Origin of the sequence: Algoriphagus marinus, assembly GCF_001936475.1 — a bacterium.
In the GTDB taxonomy this organism is placed as follows: Bacteria; Bacteroidota; Bacteroidia; order Cytophagales; family Cyclobacteriaceae; genus Algoriphagus; species Algoriphagus marinus.
Genome location: NZ_MSPQ01000006.1, coordinates 43,890 through 63,697 on the forward strand (window position 1 = coordinate 43,890; position 19,808 = coordinate 63,697).

The window sequence follows — 19,808 nt, forward strand, 5'->3', positions numbered from 1 at the left end:
ATTCTAACCTATAAAAACCGCAAAGCTATTCGCTTTGCGGTTTTTTTATTCCAATGAGATTAATTTCTATTCTCTTCTTTCTTTGTTTCTGCACCCAATTATCCTTTGGGCAGGATACCGTACGGACTTTTTACGATGAAGAAGAAACCATTCTAAAAGAAATCTATTTCAGAGTAAATGGAAAAGCAGAAGGAGAAGTGCGACTTTTTGATCCTGAAGGGAATTTGATACAACTTGGATTTTTGAAGAACAATCAAAAAGAGGGTCTCTTTGTAGACCTTAGTCCAAAGACGGGTGACACCATCAGAATTACCCCTTACGTGGCTGATAAGCGAGATGGAAAAGTAATCAGCTTCTTCTCAAACGGCAAAATCGAACAGGAGTCTTTTTACCAAAATAATCAGATCAACGGAGAAGTCACTTCTTATTATCCTTCAGGAAATATTAAGGACAAAACGCTTTTCATAAACAATAAGCCAAACGGTGAAAGCTTAAGCTACTTCGAATCTGGAAAGCTTGAATCAAAAAAGAACTTTTTAAACGGTAGCTATGAAGGTACTTATTCGGAATATGACGAAAATGGACAACTCCTCTTGGAAGCAAATTATTCCGAGGGAAAATTAAATGGGATAGAAAAAACAATTTATCCAGAGGGTATAATTCAATCGATCAGAGAGTTTTCTGATGGGGAACTCGACGGGATTTATGAGTTAAATTTTCCGAATGGAAAACCTGAGCGAAGGGGGAAATACAAAAAAGGATTACCGGAAGGTGAATTTTTAGAATATTACGAAGACGGAAGCATCCGGTCTCAGATCGCTTATAAAAAAGGAATTCCAACAACACCCTTAAGGATTTACCATCCGAATGGGAAAATCTCTTTAGATAGGGAGTTTTTATCAGGGACCGAATTACTAGCGAAAGAGTCAACTTATTTCCCCAATGGACAAATAATCTTGCAAGTGAATTATAAAAATGGATTGGCAAATGGTGAGGTGAGGGTTTATCGGGAAGACGGAAGTTTACAGGAAATCAGGAATTTCAAAAATGACAAACTTCATGGCTCCCGAAGTTACTTTGATGAAAAGGGTACACTGATCAGGACAGAAAATTATTTCGAAGGGAAAATTCAATAAATAATTAGAATTCAAAAAGAATAAAGTCACGGCTTTTATATTTTTGTCAAAACAATGAATGAATGACTAACGCAATCAAAGAGACAAACTTCAAGTTTCCTGGTCAAAAGGGATTCTACAAAGGAAAAGTAAGAGACGTCTATATTTTTGAAAATGAATTGATCGTAGTTGCATCAGACCGTATTTCGGCCTTCGATGTGGTATTGCCAAAACCAATCCCTTACAAAGGGCAAGTTCTCAATCAGATTGCTGCTAAATTCTTAAAAGCGACCTCCGATATTGTTCCAAATTGGGTCACCTCGACACCAGATCCAAATGTAACAATCGGTAAGCGATGCGAACCTTTCAAAGTGGAGATGGTAATTCGAGGTTATCTAGCGGGGCATGCAGCAAGAGAGTATAAAACCGGTAAAAGAATTCTTTGTGGAGTAGCGATGCCTGAAGGAATGAAGGAAAACGATGCTTTCCCTGAGCCTATCATCACCCCTACTACCAAAGCCGACCAAGGACACGACGAGGACATATCAAAAGAAGCAATACTTTCACAAGGAATAGTAAGTTCAGAGGACTATGCGATTTTGGAAAAATATACCAGAGCATTGTTCCAGAGAGGGCAGGAAATGGCGGCTGAAATGGGTTTGATTCTGGTTGATACCAAATATGAATTTGGAAAATTTGGAGATCAAATTCTGTTAATTGATGAAATTCATACCCCTGATTCTTCACGTTATTTTTATGCTGAAGGGTATGTAGAAAATCAAAAAAACAATCTTCCTCAAAAACAGCTATCAAAAGAGTTTGTTAGACAATGGTTGATTTCGAACGGATTTCAGGGAAAGGAAGGACAATCTGTCCCGGAAATGACTCATGAAATTGTAGAAAGCATCTCTGATCGCTATATTGAGCTTTTCGAAAAAATCACCGGAGAAGTATTTCAGAAAGCTGATACCTCAATCATTGAAAAACGAATAGAAAAAGCAATCCTTAATCACCTTAAATAAGTAACTCTACCGACTATGAAATATACAATTGATAAGAAAGAACAGTATGTCATCTTCACTCCTATGGAGGAAAAACTTGACTCACTTCTTGCTCCAGTCCTAAAATCCGAACTATTAACAATCCATGCCGAAGGTTTTACCAATTTGGTTTTGGATATGAGCCAAGTAAAATATGTTGATTCTTCAGGGCTTAGTGCACTCCTTGTTGGAGATCGTGAGTTTGGGAAAAATGGTGGAATTTTCCTGATTTCAGGAATACAGGATCATGTAATGAAGCTTCTTAAAATCTCTATGCTAGACAAGAAACTGAATTTGGTGACAAATTTGGAGGAAGCGGGAGAAGCTATCTTCATGCATGAAATTGAAAATGGTGAAGAAGAGGAGGAAGAAGGTTGATACCAGATTTTGACGTCACAATTCTAGGTAATACTTCTTCTATTCCAGTACACGGAAGAAATCATACTGCCCAAATCATCCGATTTGGGCAGCATTGTTTATTGTTGGATTGTGGGGAAGGTATGCAGATTCAAGCAAGAAAGTTTAAAATCAAAACATCCCGAATCAATCATGTCTTCATAAGCCATTTGCATGGAGATCATTATTTGGGATTAGTGGGCTTATTATCAAGCTATCACCTCGCAAAAAGGCAAAGTCCGCTTACAATATTCGGACCTAAAGGATTGGATGAAATCATCACCACACATTTCAGATGGAGTGATACAAAACTAAGCTACCCAATCACTTTTATCCAAACCAATAATGATTCTATGAATCTATTGCTTGATGAAAAACTTTTTCAAGTTTACAGTTTCCCACTCAAGCATAGAATTCCAACAACTGGTTTTCTGATTCGTGAAAAATATGGTCTTCGCAGTCTCATCAAACAAAAGCTCGAGGAAAAAGAACTAAGTATTGAAGCTATTAAATCCCTGCGATCAGGCATCGATTATTATTCTCAAGAAGGCGAGGTATTTAAGGTGAAAGAATTTACATACCCACTTCCACCACTTAGATCTTATGCCTTTTGTTCGGACACGATTTTTGATCCAGAGTTAAAAAAATACATCGCCAATGTAGATTTGCTTTATCACGAATCTACTTTTATGGAGCAAGACAAAGAAAGAGCTAATTTAACTTTTCATAGCACTGCCAAACAAGCTGCGGAAATTGCTAAATCTTCTAATGCTAAAAAGCTTTTACTTGGACACTTCTCCTCTCGCTACGCAGATTTGGAAGAGATGCTCATCGAAGCTCAATCCGTATTTCCTGATTCTATCTTAAGTGAAGAAGGTCAAAGCTATATTATATGAACGAAGCCAAGCACTCCCGAAAAACCAATCTTTTCATTATTCTCGGAAGCATCTTTCTCACTAATGCGATCCTTGCGGAAGTAATTGGAGTTAAAATTTTTTCAGCTGAAAAAACCCTGGGATTCACCCCTGTGAACTGGAATTTCTTTGGGGAATATATTCTTGATTTTAATCTGACTGCCGGAGCTGTAATCTGGCCTGTCGTCTTTATTACTACTGATATCATCAATGAATATTTTGGGAAAAAGGGAGTTAGAAAAATCAGCTTTATAACCGCAGGACTGATTGCCTATGTTTTTTTGGTGATTAGTTTGGTCACGGTTCTCGTTCCTGCAGATTTCTGGCTTGATGTAAATGCAACTACTCCAGATGGAGAGAGCTTTAACATTAGCTATGCTTTCAACACCATTTTCAGGCAAGGATTAGGAATTATCCTTGGCTCTTTGACAGCATTCCTACTCGGTCAATTGATTGATGTGTATGTCTTTCAAAAATTAAGAGCTATCACAGGTGAGAAAATGATCTGGCTAAGAGCAACTGGATCCACCTTTGTTTCCCAATTCATAGATTCTTTTGTGGTATTGGGAATTGCATTTTATGTATTTGGAAATTGGGAATTAAGCCAAGTATTAGCCGTTGGCATCATCAATTATATTTACAAGTTCACAGTCGCAATAGCACTGACACCCTTACTTTACGTCGGGCATAATATCATTGACCGATATCTGGGCAAAGACCTTGCATCAGAAATGATGGAAGAAGCCAGCGAGGACAAAGCATTCATTTAAAAAGGTTGATGATGATTAATATATATCCAACCGGTTAGATCGGTAGAGAGAAATACGCTAAAAGAATTTGGGGGTAAATCTGAATTTGATTCGCAACTCCCCCTTTTTTCAGGAAGACAAGAAGAGTTCTGAGGTTATTCCAGATAATCACCTAACTTATTTTTGAAATGGCATTCCATTCAATACGATAAAAAATCCTGCAAAAGCCATTTCTAGCGATCCGAACAAAATATATTTTGCCCAAATCACAGTTTCTATTAAGAATATTCTAAATACTTTTATATGATGTTTGGTTTTCAAAATATAATAGCATACTTTTGCACCGTCAATAAGACGTAGAACATTTTTCTGTGCCGTGAAATCCTTACTGTCGCTTGTCTGGGATAATCATTAGGAGTACATGGCAAGAAAAGTAAGGAAACATCATGGAAAACACACTCAAGTTCTCTGACTTGGGAATTTCTAACGAAATTCTTAAGTCTGTGGAAGAGATGGGCTATACCCAACCTTCCGAAATTCAAACTCAAGCTATACCTTTCCTTCTTCAAGGAAGAGATGTCATTGGACAGGCTCAAACTGGTACAGGTAAAACTGCTGCATTTGCAATCCCAATTATCGACCTAGTCGATCCGGATATGAATCAGCCACAAGCAATAATCCTCTGCCCTACTCGTGAACTTGCAGTTCAGGTAGAAGGCGAGATTCAGAAGCTTGCAAAATTTCACCGAAGAATCAACTCTGTTGCAATCTACGGTGGCGAATCTATCGATAGACAAATCAGAGTACTTCGTAGAGGTGTTCAGATTGTGGTCGGAACTCCAGGTCGTGTACAGGATCATATCAACCGTGGCACCCTTAAGTTGGATGGCGCTGGTATCATCGTTCTTGATGAAGCAGATGAGATGCTTGACATGGGCTTTAGAGACGATATCGAAGCTATTCTCCAGGAAATGCCTTCAGAAAGACAAACTGTCTTTTTCTCTGCCACAATGGCAAAACCAATCATGGATTTGACTCGGAAGTATCAAAAAAATCCAGAGATCATCAAGGTTGCTAAAAAAGAATTGACTGTTGATTTAATCGAGCAGGTTTATTACGAAGTTAAAAATTCATTGAAAATGGATTTGATGGCTCGTCTGATGACCGTTAATAATTATGCACTAAGCGTGGTATTCTGTAATACAAAACGTATGACAGATGAAGTGACTGAAACTTTGGGTTCTAAAGGAATTCTTGCTGAAGCACTACATGGTGATCTTTCTCAAGCACAGCGTGATAAAGTAATGGGCAAGTTCAGAAAAGGACTTTGTACCGTTCTAGTTGCAACTGATGTAGCTGCAAGAGGAATCGACGTAGACAATGTGGAAGCCGTATTCAACTACGATCTACCTTTAGATGAGGAGTACTATGTACACCGAATCGGTAGAACAGGACGTGCTGGTAAATCAGGAACAGCAATCAACTTTGTATCAGGAAGAAGAGATGCAATGAAAGTTCGTGATTTGGAGCGCTTCACTAAGGCGACTATCAATAAAATGTCTCCTCCATCTGTTGCTGACTTGATCGAATTGAAAAAAGCTCAACTTGTAAAAGATGTGGCAGCACAAGTGGCTAAACCAGGAGACAATCAAATATTTGAGGCTTCTATCGGTCAAATGCTTGCTGAAGGCATGACGCTTGACCAAGTAGCAATAGGCCTTATCAAACTAGTGATGGGTGACACGGTAAAAGAGCTTAGCGAACAAAACTTCAGCATAGACTCATTCGGTGGAGATCGCAGAAGAGAAGGTGGACGTGATAGCCGAGATGGCGGAAGAGACCGTGAGCGTGGTGGAAGATTTGATCGCAATGAGCGATTCTCTCCACGAGGTGAGCGAAGTGAGCGTGGAGATCGTAGCGAAAGAGGTCCAAGACGAGAATTTGCTGGTAGAGATGGAGGAAGCAGAGACGGAGGAACTAGACCTGAGCGAGTTCGCGAAGCAAACATGACTCGTTTATTCTTAAATCTTGGTAAAAAAGACAGAATTCGACCAAATGATATCGTTGGAGCCATTGCTGGTGAAACTGGTATCTCAGGAAAAAATATCGGTGGAATTGACATCTATGATAACTTCTCTTTTGTAGATGTACCTACAAGAGATGCTGAACAAGTAATCAACGGTATGAAAAACAACACCATAAAAGGTAAAAGTGTAAACATGGAGATATCCAAAGGATAATTTCCCAACCTTAATAATTTCAAAAGCACATTTCTTCAGGAAATGTGCTTTTTTTGTTTTTATAAACTGAAAAGTCCATGCAGCTATTCTTTCAAGAAAATTCCCAGCCACCTGAGATCGAATTTGATTCTGAAGAATCCAAGCATCTTACCCGTGTTCTTAGAAAAAAAAATGGAGACTTGGTTTCGGTAACAAATGGAGAAGGAAAGCTTTTCGATTGTATTATCACTGACGCAAATCCGAAGAAAACGAAACTTTCAGTACAAAAAGTAACAGAAATTCCTGAAGATGAATTTTACATCCATTTGGCAATAGCTCCAACCAAAAGTCCTGATCGAATGGAGTGGATGATTGAAAAAATAACTGAAATCGGCTTTCATGAATTATCATTGATCCAAACCTCAAATTCTGAGCGATCATTTTTAAAAACAGATAGACTTCAGAAAAAAATTATTTCTGCCTGCAAACAAAGTTTGAAGTATCGAATTCCAAAGCTAAACCCTATTCAATCACTTAAAGAATTGATTGAATCTAATAAACAATTAGAAAATCAGCGATTTATCGCTTATGTTGATGAAAATCATCAGAACCATTTTATGGATGTCGCTAAAGCGAAAGGTAATTATTTGATTTTAATTGGACCTGAAGGCGACTTCTCTGAAGAGGAGATTCAAATGGCAATCAAAGAAAACTTCCTTCCTGTATCACTTGGGAAAAGTAGACTTCGTACAGAAACCGCCGGTTTAGTAGCAGTCGATATCCTTCAACTTTTGAATCGATAATTTATTTCTGTTTATAGTTTACTGAAGCTTAGCAAAGTATTGCATTTTCATTAATTTAGAGTTTAAGCCAATTTTAACCGTGCCATACAAAGAGCGAGACATAGAGAAAAAGTATTATTCTATCGGAGAGGTAGCTACCATGTTCAAGGTAGCACCATCATTGATTCGATATTGGGAAGGTGAGTTTGATATCATTAATCCAAAAAAAGACCGAAAGGGAAATCGAAGATATACTAAGCCTGATATTCAAAAGATAAAATACATTTACCATTTGGTAAAGGAAAAAGGATATACCCTTCAAGGAGCTCAAGAAGTGATAAAGGCGGGTACAGATCAAGGTTTTGACAAGGTTGTTGCCGTTCAGAAACTTCAAGAAATTAAAGACTTTTTAATCTCTATCCGTGACCAATACAACGCAAAGTCCCAATCCTGAGGAATTACGCTACTTCATTGCACTTTCGCTTGCTCCTAAGATTGGGCCTGGCATCTTTAAAGCTATTATAGCTTATGCCGGATCAGCTCAAAACTTTTTCAGTCTCCCGAAAGGAAAAGTTTTAAAAACTCCTAAAGTCGGGTCCAAATTACTTGAGCTTAGAAATCAGGAACAGGAATTACTAAGAAAAGCAGATGAACTGATTTCAAGCTGTGCGAAATCAGGCTATCGGATTTTCACATCTTTGGATTCGGATTTCCCGACTCGACTCAAGGTTCAAGAGGATAGCCCTGTTTTGTTTTTTGCCAAAGGCTCCGGAAGTTTAAATTTTGACAGATCTGTTGGAATAGTAGGCACACGAAGCGCCACCACCTATGGAAAAAGTGCCACTCGGAAAATCATCGAAGACTTAGCGATCTATCAACCGGCAATCATTTCAGGCTTGGCCTATGGAATAGATATAGAAGCTCATCGAGCCGCATTGGCTGTGGGATTACCAACTGTAGCAGTGATGGGATCTCCAATTAATCAAATTTACCCTGCTGTCCATCGAAAAACAGCTGAGTCAATTTTAGAAACAGGTCTGGTAATGAGTGAATATGCACCCGGATCTAAAATGACTCCGGGGAATTTCCCAGCAAGAAACCGAATCATTGCCAGTCTTTCGGATGCTTTAATCGTCGTAGAAGCAGCGGAAAAAGGTGGTGCTTTGATTACTGCCGAAATTGCCTATAGCTATGATAAGGATGTTTTTGCTGTTCCGGGAAATCTACAATCACCTTTCAGCGAAGGCTGTAATCAATTGATCAAGAAAATGAAGGCTAATATCTATACCGGCCCGGGAGATATTGCTGAGGCACTTTTTTGGGTAAAACCCGGAGAAAAAGAAGTTAAAAAACCTGCTTTAGATCTTAGCAATAGAAATTCTGATGAAAAAATCGTCCTAGAATTCCTGATGGATAAAAATGAATCAGAAATAGATCAAATCTGCTATGGCACAGAAATACCACTGGGTCCTCTTGCGTCATTACTTTTGAGTCTGGAATTTGAAGGTCTTATTAAGTCACTCCCCGGAAAGAAATATAAACTATTGGGATATTAATTCGAGACTTTATTTACCCTTTCGGGAAATATAGAGCTTCAAGTGATCATAATACCAGTCCAGGTAAAATTACATCGGGCTTATTTCTTTACTTTTTCAATTTAATCCACTAGTATAGAGGAAACTCTATCCCATCACATTTGATCAGTTTTCTCCTGTTAAATCCAGTATTTTAATTTAAACGATTATTAGAAATGCCAAACTACAAACTTGAAATAAACGAAAAGACCTATGAAGTTGTAGCTGAAGAAGGCACATCTTTGCTTTGGGTGATTCGTGAGCATTTAGGGTTAACGGGTACAAAGTATGGTTGCGGAATTGCTCAATGTGGTGCTTGTACTATTCACGTAGATAATGTCCCGATGAGAGCTTGTGTCTTACAAGTAGAAAATTTTTCTGATGGCCAAAAGATAAAAACTATTGAGGGATTAGCTGAGAATAGCGACCATCCACTACAAAAGGCTTGGATTGAAGCCCAAGCTCCTCAATGCGGCTATTGTCAATCCGGGCAAATTATGCAGGCTGCCGCTCTATTAAACGAAAACCCCAATCCTAGTCGAGACGAGATAAAGTCTAAAATGAATGGAATTCTATGTCGATGCGGCACCTATCTCAGGATTATAAAAGCGATTGAAATTGCGGCTTCTAACGAAATAAAGGCAAAAGGTTAATATCATGAAAGAATTAAAATCAGGCTTTAGTCGGAGAGATTTTTTGAAGTCAACAGGTGGAGTAGCACTCTTTGTTGGGGTTTCAGGTATTTTGCCTCAACTAGTCTCATGCTCCAGTCCGGAAAAAATCAAAGAGGTACTTGCTAAGCATCCCATCACAGCTTGGGTAAAACTTACCGAAAATGGTGATATCACTATTTTTAACCCTGCTTCAGAAATGGGACAGGGTTCGATGACTTCTTTACCCTTACTTTTTGCAGAAGAAATGGATGCCGACTGGTCAAAGGTCTCTGTGGAATTTTCTCCACAGGAATCAGAAATCTATGGATCTCCAGGTTGGTCACCAGGAAGTAAATTGATGTTTACCGTGGGCAGTCGAACAACCAATAGTTATTACATGACCATGCGCCAAGCCGGAGCGCAAGCCAGATATGTGCTTTTAGCCAGCGTTTCAAAAAAGTGGAATGTTCCTATTTCTGAGCTTTCTACCTCAAAGAGCATAGTAATCCATGAGAACAGTAATAGGCAAATTGAATATGGCGAGATAGTTTCTTTCCTTCAAATGCCTGAGAATCTACCGGATTTTGCTGAGGATAAATTGAAAAACCCTAAAGACTTTGAATGGGTAGGTAAAAAAATCAACCGAACCGATATCCCTGATAAAGTTAACGGGAAAGCGAAATTTTCAATAGATATCAGATTACCTGATATGGTTTATGGAGTAATTGAAAGAGGTAATGTTCATGGTTCCAAACCCACTCTTCTGAATGAAACTCAAGTCTTGGCTTCTCGAGGTGTTTTAAAGCTAATTAGTTTGGAATATGGAATTGGGATAGTTGCAAGCTCGATTGAAGATGCCTTAGCGGCAAAAAAAATCCTTTCAATTGATTGGAGCGATTCAAAAGCTTCAGGTCATAATTCGCAAGAAATATATTCTGAGTATGAGAAAATTGCATCCAGTAGCAAACAGGGTCAAGTTCTGGAAGAAAAAGGGAATGTAAAACAGGCAAAGAAAATTGCAAGTAAAACTTACCAGGCAGATTTCAAAAATGACTACATCTACCATGCACAAATGGAACCTCTCAATGCTGTTGTGAAAATTTCTGAAGACTTGTCCGCAGCGGATGTTTGGGTGGGAAGTCAGCAGGGATTTGATACCAAATTAGGTGTGCCAGCTATACTGGGTATTGATCCAAAAAAAGTAACAGTACACTTGCAGTATTTGGGGGGTGGATTCGGCAGAAGAAGTATGAATGACTTTGTAGAAGAATGTGCAACGCTTGCAAAAGAAATGGCTCCCTTGCCAGTCAAATTAATTTGGACGCGAGAGGATGATCTTACTTATGGGGCTTACCGACCATTATCCTTGCAAAGAATAGAAGCTAATACTGATCAAGACGGAAATGTGTCGGGATTTTCTCACCTAGTGGTAGGTGATGGAGGGAATCTTGTAGCAAGTGGAACTAACAATTCACATTACAACATTCCCAATCAATTTGTAGAATGGAGAGAGGCTAGTAACGGGATTCGATTAAAACACTGGAGATCTGTAGGACATGGGCCAAACAAATTTGCGATTGAATGTATGCTGGATGAGATCGCCCATGATCAGGGAAAAGACCCGATTCAGTTTAGAAAAAGTCTCCTATCGAATTCACCCCGCGCTTTGGCTACACTGGAGAAAGTCGAGCAGATTTCAAATTGGAATACACCATCAGAATCAGGTCGAGCTAAGGGAGTTGCCTTTGTGGAGCACGGTTCACTAGGTTCAGGTGTATGTGAGATTTCACTGAATCGGGAATCCGGGAAAATTAGCGTCCATAATTTTTGGGTTGCTTTGGATGCCGGAGTAATCGTCCATCCTGATAATGTCAAAGCTCAAATGGAAGGAGGAATCATGATGGGAATTAGCAGTGCACTTAAAGAACAAATCACGATTGTTGATGGAAAAGTGCAGCAATCTAATTTTCATGATTATCAATTATTGAGAATGGAAGATATTCCAGATCAAATTGAAACAGAATTGATCGCTTCAGATATGCATCCGGAGGGTGTTGGAGAAACTGCCACTCCTATGGTCGCTTGTGCTATCGCGAATGCTTTTTTAGCATTAACCGGAAAGAAATTGAGGCATTTACCTTTTACTCCTGAAAGAGTTTTAGAGGCTTTAAAAAGCTGAAGATTTAATAGAATTTCAATTATTCAGAGGGAGTATTTATAGCGGAACATCACTAATATGTATCTATTTTCTCAACAATTAAATTTTTATTAATGGACCATTTAAACTTAGATTTTTTACACAATCAAATCTTCATCTTACGGATAACTTTAGGGAAATACCATAAATAGAAACCGCTAAAACTCATCAAAATCAATCCAAACGCAGTCAAGGTTGAATAAATCAATTTGGAGGTTTCAGTTCCGCCAAAGTAAAAATCCACTATACTTCCATCATGGACTTTTTCAATCCAATCCGAATGGCGAGTTTCGATGGAAAGCACTTCTCCCGAAAAGCCATCCAATTGTACTTCTGTAAAATGCGTCTGAAAAGTCACTTTAGCAATTCCTTTATCGGGTCTGATATCGATTCGATCCACCAAACTCGATTGTTTCATGGAATCCATTTTTTCCATTGCTATTTCTACCATTTGACTTGGAGAAATCCAGTCTTCCTTGGACTCGACTTTTGTTTTTAAAGTAGGCGGAAGCAATTCTGCTTTCTTTTTCCAAGCTAATAAAATGGACGTAATGCCAATGACGAAGAAAAAAAGGACCAAAGGAATTCCTAACCAGCGATGTAAAACCCGAAGTAATCGAAGGGATTTAACCTTTTGTTGAACTTCCTTATTTGCCATCAGATAGCTGGATTAAAGACGTAATTGGCCAGTTTCATCGCTTCAGCCAATTCTATTTTATTTAGCTCAAGCTTTTCACCTGAAGCCTCCAAAGTATCAATCATTACTTCAGTCGCCATATTACCTACTAATTCATCTTTTGCCATTGGGCAACCTCCAAAGCCTTTCAAAGCTCCATCGAATCGCATACATCCTCCAGCAAGACCAGCAAGAACTTTCTCCGGAATAGTATCTCTAGTCGAGTGAAGATGCGCACCAAACTCAATATGAGGGAACGAGGAAACATTGATTTCAAATAAGCTGCGAATGGATTCAGGGTTGGCAACTCCTATGGTATCAGAAAGCGAGATGATTTTGATTCCAATTTCATCCAATTGTTGGACAAATTCCGCGACCAATTCAGGAGAATACAGGTCTCCATAAGGATTCCCAAACCCCATACTTAGGTAAGTTACCAAGGTCTTTCCTTTGATTTCACAGCGATTTTGAATCTCTTCTACAGTTTCCAAAGCTTGAGCAATAGAAGCATTGGTATTACGCTGCTGGAAAGTCTCTGATAAAGAAAGGGGGAAACCCAAGTAATCAATCTCAGGAAAGGTAAGTGCATCCTCCGCCCCACGTACATTTGCCACGATGGCCAGAAGCTTACTTTTCGAATTATGCAGATCCAAAAGACTTAAAACCTCTGCTGTATCCCGCATTTGTGGAATAGCTTTCGGACTCACAAAGCTCCCAAAATCAATCGTATCAAAACCTACTTCCAATAATTGGTTGATATATGCCGCCTTGATTGCAGTATCAATAAAATCAGGAAGACCCTGCATAGCATCGCGGGGACATTCAATCAGTTTAATCATGTTTGAATTTAGATATAATAATGAAGCTCAAAAACGAGAATTATATAAGCAGTGAATTTTGAGACCTAAAATCTCAAATTAGCTTATATGGTGAAGATTAAATTTTTTAGCTCAATTTAATTCGTGAAGAATATTCTATCGTTGTAAAAACAAAAATTAAGACTTAGGCTAAAGGGAATAAAATACTGGAAAAGAGAATTTTACGTATCCTTCTGATTGCACTAAAAAAGTAAATACGATCGAATTATAAAAACTCGATCGTACTTTAAATTAGTTTACAGATCTCTAGAAGATCTCCTTCGCAATCTTATAAGTGGTATCTGCCTTACTCATGGTATAGAAGTGAAGTGAAGGAACTCCTCTTTCAACCAATTCTTTGCACTGCGCAATGGACCATTCAATACCCACTTCTTTCACTTCCTGATTGGTTTTACATTTTTCCAACTCATCCATCAAATCATCTGGCAAATCCAAGAAAAAGGTTCGGGGAAGCATGGTGATTTGTCCCAAAGTAGTAATCGGTTTGATTCCAGGAATAATGGGAACAGTAATTCCTGCTGCCCTAACATCCTCTACAAACTTGAAAAACTTCTCATTATCAAAAAACATCTGAGTTACGATATATTCTGCACCATTATCAACTTTTTCTTTCAAGTATTTGAGGTCAAACTTCATGGATGGAGCTTCAAAATGCTTCTCTGGATAGCCTGCTACTCCCACACAAAAATCAGTTTGGAAGCCAATCTCTGTTTCTTCGTGTAGATACTTTCCTGCATTCATCCCAATAATCTGCTGAACCAATTCGCTTGCAAAATGATGCCCATTTGGTTCTGGAATGAATCTACCCTCCGCCTTTGGAGCATCGCCACGAAGTGCCAACACATTTTCCACTCCAATAAAATTCAAATCAATCAATGCATTTTCAGTTTCCTCTTTGGTAAATCCACCACAAAGCAGATGAGGTACCGCATCAATATGAAAACGATTCATAATTGCAGCACATATTCCTACAGTACCAGGACGCTTTTTTGTACTGATTTTTTCCAACAAACCATTCGGATGCTTCTTATAAATAAATTCTTCCCGATGGTAAGTCACATCGACGAAAGGAGGCTTAAAATCCATCAATGGGGAAATTCCCTCCAAGAGTTCTTTTAGACTTTGACCTTTTAAAGGAGGAAGTATTTCGAAAGAGAAAAGCGTGCTTTTTGCTTCTTTCAGATGTTCGGTGATTTTCATCTGTTTATAATTTGTTTTTTAAAGGCCATATGGAATCTCGCAGAATATAATCATCCTAGTGTTTGACTTTTTAGCCATGCTCGATTTCATAAAACTGATTCTGAAATCGATAATGTTGGTGTATATGCAAGGTTTGGAGACAGTAATCGTTCAGCTTCTCGAATACTGATTCCCTTTCGCTCAGCATAACTTGCCACTTGGTCTGCTCCGATTTTACCTAATCCAAAGTATTTACTTTCTGGATTCCCAAAATAAAATCCGGAAACTGAAGAAGTGGGATACATGGCATAACTGGAAGTCAGTGAGATTCCAATAGAATTTTCAACCTCCAACAAATTGAAAATAGTTTCTTTTTCCGAATGCTCAGGACAGGCGGGATATCCTGGAGCAGGTCGAATTCCTAAGTATTCTTCTCTAACCAAACTTTCATTGTCTAAAGATTCATTTTTTGCATACCCCCAATATTCCTTACGTACTAATTCATGAACATATTCCGCAGCCGCCTCTGCCAATCGGTCAGCAAGGGCCTTGAATAAAATATCATTGTAATCATCTCCATCAGCCTGGAATTCAGCCAACTTCGTCTCCATACCTAAGCCTGATGTCACTGCAAAACATCCCAGGTAATCTTCCTGATTTGGATGAATGTAGTCTGCAAGTGATCGATTGGGAACTCCTTTCCCTTTCTTTCCTTGCTGGCGCAAAAAGTGAAACTTGCCAATCGAATTAGTTGAGTCATTAGATTCAAATACAAGGGCATCATCATTAATTCTTTTCACAGGAAAAATTCCAAACACTGCTTTGGCAGAAATCCACCTTTCCTCAATCAATTGATCCAACATTTCATTCGCATCCGAAAATAGCTTCTTCGCTTCCAAACCTATAATAGGATCTTCTAGGATTTTGGGATATTTCCCACTCAGCATCCAAGTACTAAAGAACGGAGTCCAATCTATGTATTTTCTTAAAACAGATAAGTCCAAATCTTCCAGAATGGTTTTTCCAAGTTGAGTTGGTTTTACAGGTGTATTTGTTGACCAGTCAATGTCCACAGGATTCGATTTTGCTTCCTCATAAGAAATCAATTGCTTCACCGATTGTTTGGCCTCATGCTCAATTCTAAGTTGGCGATACGTCTCTTTGAGTTTTACTTTGTATGGCTCCTTTGTTTCCTCAGAAATTGTTTCCCCTGCAATTGGAACAGATTTACTGGCATCAGTCACATGGATCACAATCCCAGAATAGACTGGATCAATTTTCACAGCAGTATGGATTCTTGACGTTGTAGCTCCACCAATCAAAAGCGGAATAGTCAATCCTTGTCGCTCCATCTCCGAAGCCACATTAACCATCTCATCCAGCGAAGGAGTAATTAATCCACTCAATCCAATGATATCCACTTTACTTTTAATCGCTTCATCTATAATCTTCTGCGCATCCACCATAACACCCAAATCGATGATTTGATAACTGTTGCAAGACAAAACTACTCCTACGATATTTTTACCGATATCATGCACATCACCTTTTACTGTTGCGAGTAAAATTTTCTTTAATGATGAAGCTTCCTGACCTTCTTCTGGTAAAGGCATAAAAGGCTCTAAATAGGCTACTGCCTTTTTCATCACCCTAGCAGATTTCACCACTTGAGGTAAAAACATTTTACCCTCCCCAAAAAGATCGCCAACAACATTCATCCCATCCATCAGGGGACCTTCGATCACATGAAGTGGGTTTTGCAATAGAAGCCTAGCCTCCTCAGTATCCTCGATGATGTAATCCAAAATCCCTTTTACCAAAGCATGCTCAATTCGTTTTGATACGGGATCAGATCTCCAAGCCTCATTCGCAATTTCCTTTTTTCCTGATGATTTTACCGTTTCTGCAAAATCCAAGAGTCGTTCTGTAGCATCCTCTTTTCTGTCAAAAAGCACATCTTCAACCCGCTCAAGCAAATCCTTAGGTATATCGTCATAGACTTCCAGCATAGTAGGATTGACGATTCCCATATCCATCCCATGATGAATCGCATGGTAAAGAAAGGCTGCATGCATTGCCTCTCTGACAGGATTATTGCCCCGAAAAGAAAAGCTCACATTACTAACCCCACCAGAAACTTTTGCTCCGGGCAGGTTTTCTTTGATCCATTTAGTTGCCAAGAAAAAATCTAAGGCATTCCTTTTATGCTCTTCCATACCAGTAGCTACTGGAAAGATATTTGGATCAAAAATGATGTCTTGTGGATTGAATTTTACAACGTCAACCAGAACCCTATAGCTTCGCTCACAGATTTGAATTCTTCGTTCATAGGTGTCAGCCTGACCTTTTTCATCAAAAGCCATCACTACTACGGCAGCTCCAAATTTCTTAATAGTCTTCGCTTGCTGTATAAACTCCTCCTCTCCATTCTTCAATGAAATAGAGTTTACTATTCCTTTTCCCTGAACGCATTTCAAGCCTGCTAAAATGATGCTCCACTTTGAGCTATCAATCATGATCGGAATACGGCTGATTTCAGGTTCTGAAGCGATAAGATTCAGAAATTTATTCATCGCAAATTCTCCATCCAGCATCCCCTCATCCATACAGACATCCAAAATCTGAGCTCCTCCCCTTACCTGGTCAAGTGCTACTTCAAGCGCTTCGTCATAATTCCCGTCAAGAATTAATCTCGCAAACTTCTTTGATCCGGTAATATTTGTTCGCTCTCCTATGTTGACAAAATTCAACTCCGGAGTAAAAATCAAGGGCTCTAAGCCAGAAAGTTTTAAATAATTATTGGTTTTCATACGCTCAATCCAACTGTTCTTCTACCTCATTTAATTCAAGTTTTCTAGGTTGAAAACCCGCTGCCATAGTTGAAAGTGCTGAAATATGTTCAGGAGTTGTGCCGCAACAGCCTCCCAAAATATTTAGCATTCCTTCTTTCAAAAACTCACGCACTTGATCTGCCATCTCATTGGCACCTTGATCATATTGTCCAAATTCATTAGGCAAACCTGCATTAGGATATGCACTTACAAAAAATGGTGCTTTTTGCGCTAAGACTTTTAAATATGGACGTAGTTCTTTGGCTCCAAGTGCACAATTCAAGCCCACTGAAAGCAAAGGGACATGCGAAACAGAAATCAGGAAGGCCTCTGTTGTCTGACCTGAAAGTGTTCGTCCAGATGCATCTGTGATAGTACCGGAAATCATAATTGGAATTCCTCCTTCCTTCGGATCCAATGGAATACCCCGCTTTTCAAAAACATCTTGAATAGCAAAAAGTGCTGCTTTAGCATTTAGCGTATCAAAAATAGTCTCAACCAAAATAATGTCGGCACCTCCATCCAATAGCCCATTTACTTGCTCAGCATAAGCTTCGGCGAGCTGGTCAAAAGTAATTGCCCGATATCCCGGATCATTCACATCCGGCGAAAGTGATGCTGTCCGATTGGTTGGTCCAACAGCTCCCGCTACAAACCTTGGTTGATTGGGATTTTTTAAAGTAAACTCATCGGCTACTTCCCGAGCTATTTTCGCAGATTCAAAATTGATAGCATAAGCCAAATGCCCTAATTTGTAATCCTCTTGGGCAATAGATGTTCCCGAAAAGGTATTCGTTTCGATTATATCGGCACCTGCTTTTAAGTATTCTCTATGGATGTCTTTAATAATATCCGGCCGGCTTAAAGAGAGAAGGTCATTATTACCTTTAAGAGGTTTGGGATGGTCCTTTAAATCCGGAGTTCTAAAATCATTTTCCTCCAACTTATACCGCTGAATCATGGTACCCATAGCACCATCCAGGATTAGGATTTTCTTAGAAAGTTGTTGAAGAAGAAGTTCCGTTCTGTTTTGCATAGTTCTTTTTTCAAAAAGCTTATCGAGCAAAACACGGATAAAAGTACAAGTACTTGTCCGCTCATCTGTTTCCGGTTAATTCCGGAATGGGAGTTAGCACCTTTAATTTAGGTTGCTAAGACGTCATAGGGCCCTTCCCTCGGTCTTTCTCGATAAGCAATGTAAAGGTAATATCATTTTACTAATAAATCCGTCTATTTAGTGGAAATGGATTAGAAAAAGCATTAAAAAATAACAAACTATGTATTTATGGCCTGATTCCTATTCCAAAAGTCAAATACGAACCTGCCATGAAATCGACCATATCCAACTCTCCCAAACGGTAATTTCCTATAGGAACTTCATACCCAAAAGATGCGGAAAGCATTAAATCAAAATATTTTCGTTTTGTCATTGGGATTCCATACTCGGCAAAGACCTCAGGCTTAAGCATCAAACCTGTATTCCTTAGATATCCATCAAATGTTCGCTCTTCAAAAAGTTCGGGGAAATCTGGTTTTTGGTTGGTCAAAAGTGAATAGCGGATATTGCCAAATCCCAAACCCGTCAATCCACCAATCCCTAGGTTTTTAAACTGGAAGAATTTATAACCCCCATTCGCATAAATTCTTAAACTATTTAGACTATGACTTTTTAGAGAGGAAGCATTTCCTGACAATGCAAGATTAAATACCTCTGCTCCGTAGAGCAATTTTTCTGTATTTCCGAGAATCCGAAGTCCCCAATTTGAAGGCATACCATCCAATGCAGAAAAACCCGCCTTCTCAAGTTCTTGGTTCAACCGACTTGCATTGGTAAAATGAACTCCTCTGATGAGGTAAACCCCAATCCCCGCATCTTTGTAGAAAAAATTACGGTCTGGAAGTGATATTCCTGCTCCAACTCTTAAAAAAGCGCCACTTTGAGTATTATCAAATGAGATCCCATTCAATTCCCATTTACCTTCAAAAGGACTAAAAGAATAACCAACTTTTGTTAGGATCTGAAGTGCCTCTGGTCTACCGGGTAGATCAAAATCATAACTTAACTGAAACCCGATTTCCGTGAGAAAATTCCCGTAATTCTGAGTTCCTTTTTGGATATCTTTTTCTCGAAGAATAAAGCCCTTCTCAGGATCACCTAGAAAAACCTCAAGGTTACTAGGTCTTTCAGTAGGCATCATCTGAAAATTCAAAAATCCTACACCAAGGGACATATAGTGGATTAATTGAAATCTAGATTCCTCGGTAAAAGAGTATCCAATATTCAGAAGTGCTCTCGAAGTTCGATAACTAAGCGTAAAATCATCAAATTGACTTCTTTTCCCTTGGTTGTGAAAGAGTTCAAGTCCTAAAACAAAATCATTAATTCGAGTCTGGGTTCCGAGTCCAATAGTTTGGTAACGGTTTAATAAACCTGACAATCCTCTTTCCTCCAAGAGTTTATCAAACTGATTCAGCTTGGCCCCGGATGTACCCGCAACAACATAGATTGAGGATCTTTTGGCAACAAGTCTTTGACCTGAGACAGGATGGAAACTCAAAAAGGTAAAAACGAGTAGAAATAGTCTAAAAATAAGCTGCATTAAGA

General features: G+C 38.9%; 17 protein-coding genes and 1 riboswitch. Of the genes, 11 read left to right on the top strand and 6 right to left on the bottom strand.

Translation table 11 applies throughout. The annotated features are described in order from the left end of the window. Positions 1–53: 53 nt before the first annotated feature. From BVC88_RS10715 to BVC88_RS10765, 11 genes are all read left to right on the top strand, one after another. Positions 54–1,136 (top strand): toxin-antitoxin system YwqK family antitoxin, encoded by a 1,083-nt coding sequence (locus BVC88_RS10715; protein ID WP_075350690.1) that lies wholly within the window; start codon positions 54–56, stop codon positions 1,134–1,136. A gap of 62 nt (positions 1,137–1,198) precedes the next feature. Next, on the top strand, positions 1,199–2,137 hold the full coding sequence (locus BVC88_RS10720; RefSeq protein ID WP_075350691.1) for a phosphoribosylaminoimidazolesuccinocarboxamide synthase: 939 nt from the start codon (positions 1,199–1,201) through the stop codon (positions 2,135–2,137). A gap of 15 nt (positions 2,138–2,152) precedes the next feature. Further along, positions 2,153–2,533: an STAS domain-containing protein gene (locus BVC88_RS10725; protein ID WP_075350692.1), complete on the top strand. Its 381-nt coding sequence runs from the start codon at positions 2,153–2,155 to the stop codon at positions 2,531–2,533. Beyond that, complete coding sequence (locus BVC88_RS10730; protein ID WP_075350693.1) at positions 2,530–3,447, top strand: ribonuclease Z; 918 nt, start codon at positions 2,530–2,532, stop codon at positions 3,445–3,447. Before BVC88_RS10725 ends, BVC88_RS10730 begins: the two co-directional genes overlap by 4 nt. After that, positions 3,444–4,235, top strand: a complete 792-nt coding sequence (locus BVC88_RS10735) for a queuosine precursor transporter (protein WP_075350694.1) — start codon at positions 3,444–3,446, stop codon at positions 4,233–4,235. Before BVC88_RS10730 ends, BVC88_RS10735 begins: the two co-directional genes overlap by 4 nt. 425 nt (positions 4,236–4,660) lie before the next feature. Then, entirely contained in the window at positions 4,661–6,454 is a 1,794-nt protein-coding gene (locus BVC88_RS10740; protein ID WP_075350695.1) for a DEAD/DEAH box helicase, read from the top strand. 77 nt (positions 6,455–6,531) lie between these two features. Continuing rightward, complete coding sequence (locus BVC88_RS10745) at positions 6,532–7,236, top strand: 16S rRNA (uracil(1498)-N(3))-methyltransferase (RefSeq protein WP_075350696.1); 705 nt, start codon at positions 6,532–6,534, stop codon at positions 7,234–7,236. Between the two features lie 79 nt (positions 7,237–7,315). Further along, on the top strand, positions 7,316–7,669 hold the full coding sequence (locus tag BVC88_RS10750) for a MerR family transcriptional regulator (protein WP_075350697.1): 354 nt from the start codon (positions 7,316–7,318) through the stop codon (positions 7,667–7,669). Continuing rightward, positions 7,638–8,771, top strand: coding sequence for a DNA-processing protein DprA (dprA, locus tag BVC88_RS10755; RefSeq protein ID WP_075350698.1), 1,134 nt, complete (start codon positions 7,638–7,640; stop codon positions 8,769–8,771). The genes BVC88_RS10750 and dprA overlap by 32 nt, the downstream gene beginning before the upstream one ends. Before the next feature lie 194 nt (positions 8,772–8,965). Next, positions 8,966–9,442, top strand: a complete 477-nt coding sequence (locus BVC88_RS10760; protein ID WP_075350699.1) for a (2Fe-2S)-binding protein — start codon at positions 8,966–8,968, stop codon at positions 9,440–9,442. Between the two features lie 4 nt (positions 9,443–9,446). Then, on the top strand, positions 9,447–11,621 hold the full coding sequence (locus BVC88_RS10765; RefSeq protein WP_075350700.1) for a xanthine dehydrogenase family protein molybdopterin-binding subunit: 2,175 nt from the start codon (positions 9,447–9,449) through the stop codon (positions 11,619–11,621). A 124-nt stretch (positions 11,622–11,745) separates the two neighbouring features. Here the strand turns inward: BVC88_RS10765 and BVC88_RS10770 are convergent, their stop codons facing one another. From BVC88_RS10770 to BVC88_RS10795, 6 genes are all read right to left on the bottom strand, one after another. Beyond that, positions 11,746–12,297 carry a PepSY-associated TM helix domain-containing protein gene (locus tag BVC88_RS10770; RefSeq protein WP_075350701.1) on the bottom strand — a complete coding sequence of 184 codons (552 nt, stop codon included), beginning with the start codon at positions 12,295–12,297 and terminating at the stop codon, positions 11,746–11,748. Beyond that, complete coding sequence (locus BVC88_RS10775; RefSeq protein WP_075350702.1) at positions 12,297–13,154, bottom strand: hydroxymethylglutaryl-CoA lyase; 858 nt, start codon at positions 13,152–13,154, stop codon at positions 12,297–12,299. The genes BVC88_RS10770 and BVC88_RS10775 overlap by 1 nt, the downstream gene beginning before the upstream one ends. A gap of 285 nt (positions 13,155–13,439) precedes the next feature. After that, positions 13,440–14,393, bottom strand: coding sequence for a methylenetetrahydrofolate reductase [NAD(P)H] (gene metF / locus BVC88_RS10780; RefSeq protein WP_075350703.1), 954 nt, complete (start codon positions 14,391–14,393; stop codon positions 13,440–13,442). Positions 14,394–14,479: 86 nt separating this feature from the next. Continuing rightward, positions 14,480–17,182, bottom strand: coding sequence for a methionine synthase (gene metH / locus BVC88_RS10785; protein ID WP_075350704.1), 2,703 nt, complete (start codon positions 17,180–17,182; stop codon positions 14,480–14,482). A 4-nt stretch (positions 17,183–17,186) separates the two neighbouring features. Continuing rightward, positions 17,187–18,239, bottom strand: coding sequence for a homocysteine S-methyltransferase family protein (locus BVC88_RS10790; protein WP_075350937.1), 1,053 nt, complete (start codon positions 18,237–18,239; stop codon positions 17,187–17,189). Between the two features lie 58 nt (positions 18,240–18,297). Further along, positions 18,298–18,398, bottom strand: a riboswitch (SAM riboswitch). Between the two features lie 88 nt (positions 18,399–18,486). Further along, on the bottom strand, positions 18,487–19,803 hold the full coding sequence (locus tag BVC88_RS10795; RefSeq protein ID WP_075350705.1) for a hypothetical protein: 1,317 nt from the start codon (positions 19,801–19,803) through the stop codon (positions 18,487–18,489). Positions 19,804–19,808: the final 5 nt, after the last annotated feature.

Coding starts and splice junctions, on each gene's coding strand:
- BVC88_RS10715 (WP_075350690.1), top strand. CDS start 54: ATGAGATTAATTTCTATTCTCTTCTTTCTTTGTTTCTGCACCCAATTA.
- BVC88_RS10720 (WP_075350691.1), top strand. CDS start 1,199: ATGACTAACGCAATCAAAGAGACAAACTTCAAGTTTCCTGGTCAAAAG.
- BVC88_RS10725 (WP_075350692.1), top strand. CDS start 2,153: ATGAAATATACAATTGATAAGAAAGAACAGTATGTCATCTTCACTCCT.
- BVC88_RS10735 (WP_075350694.1), top strand. CDS start 3,444: ATGAACGAAGCCAAGCACTCCCGAAAAACCAATCTTTTCATTATTCTC.
- BVC88_RS10740 (WP_075350695.1), top strand. CDS start 4,661: ATGGAAAACACACTCAAGTTCTCTGACTTGGGAATTTCTAACGAAATT.
- BVC88_RS10745 (WP_075350696.1), top strand. CDS start 6,532: ATGCAGCTATTCTTTCAAGAAAATTCCCAGCCACCTGAGATCGAATTT.
- BVC88_RS10760 (WP_075350699.1), top strand. CDS start 8,966: ATGCCAAACTACAAACTTGAAATAAACGAAAAGACCTATGAAGTTGTA.
- BVC88_RS10765 (WP_075350700.1), top strand. CDS start 9,447: ATGAAAGAATTAAAATCAGGCTTTAGTCGGAGAGATTTTTTGAAGTCA.
- BVC88_RS10770 (WP_075350701.1), bottom strand. CDS start 12,297: ATGGCAAATAAGGAAGTTCAACAAAAGGTTAAATCCCTTCGATTACTT.
- BVC88_RS10775 (WP_075350702.1), bottom strand. CDS start 13,154: ATGATTAAACTGATTGAATGTCCCCGCGATGCTATGCAGGGTCTTCCT.
- metF (WP_075350703.1), bottom strand. CDS start 14,393: ATGAAAATCACCGAACATCTGAAAGAAGCAAAAAGCACGCTTTTCTCT.
- metH (WP_075350704.1), bottom strand. CDS start 17,182: ATGAAAACCAATAATTATTTAAAACTTTCTGGCTTAGAGCCCTTGATT.
- BVC88_RS10790 (WP_075350937.1), bottom strand. CDS start 18,239: ATGCAAAACAGAACGGAACTTCTTCTTCAACAACTTTCTAAGAAAATC.
- BVC88_RS10795 (WP_075350705.1), bottom strand. CDS start 19,803: ATGCAGCTTATTTTTAGACTATTTCTACTCGTTTTTACCTTTTTGAGT.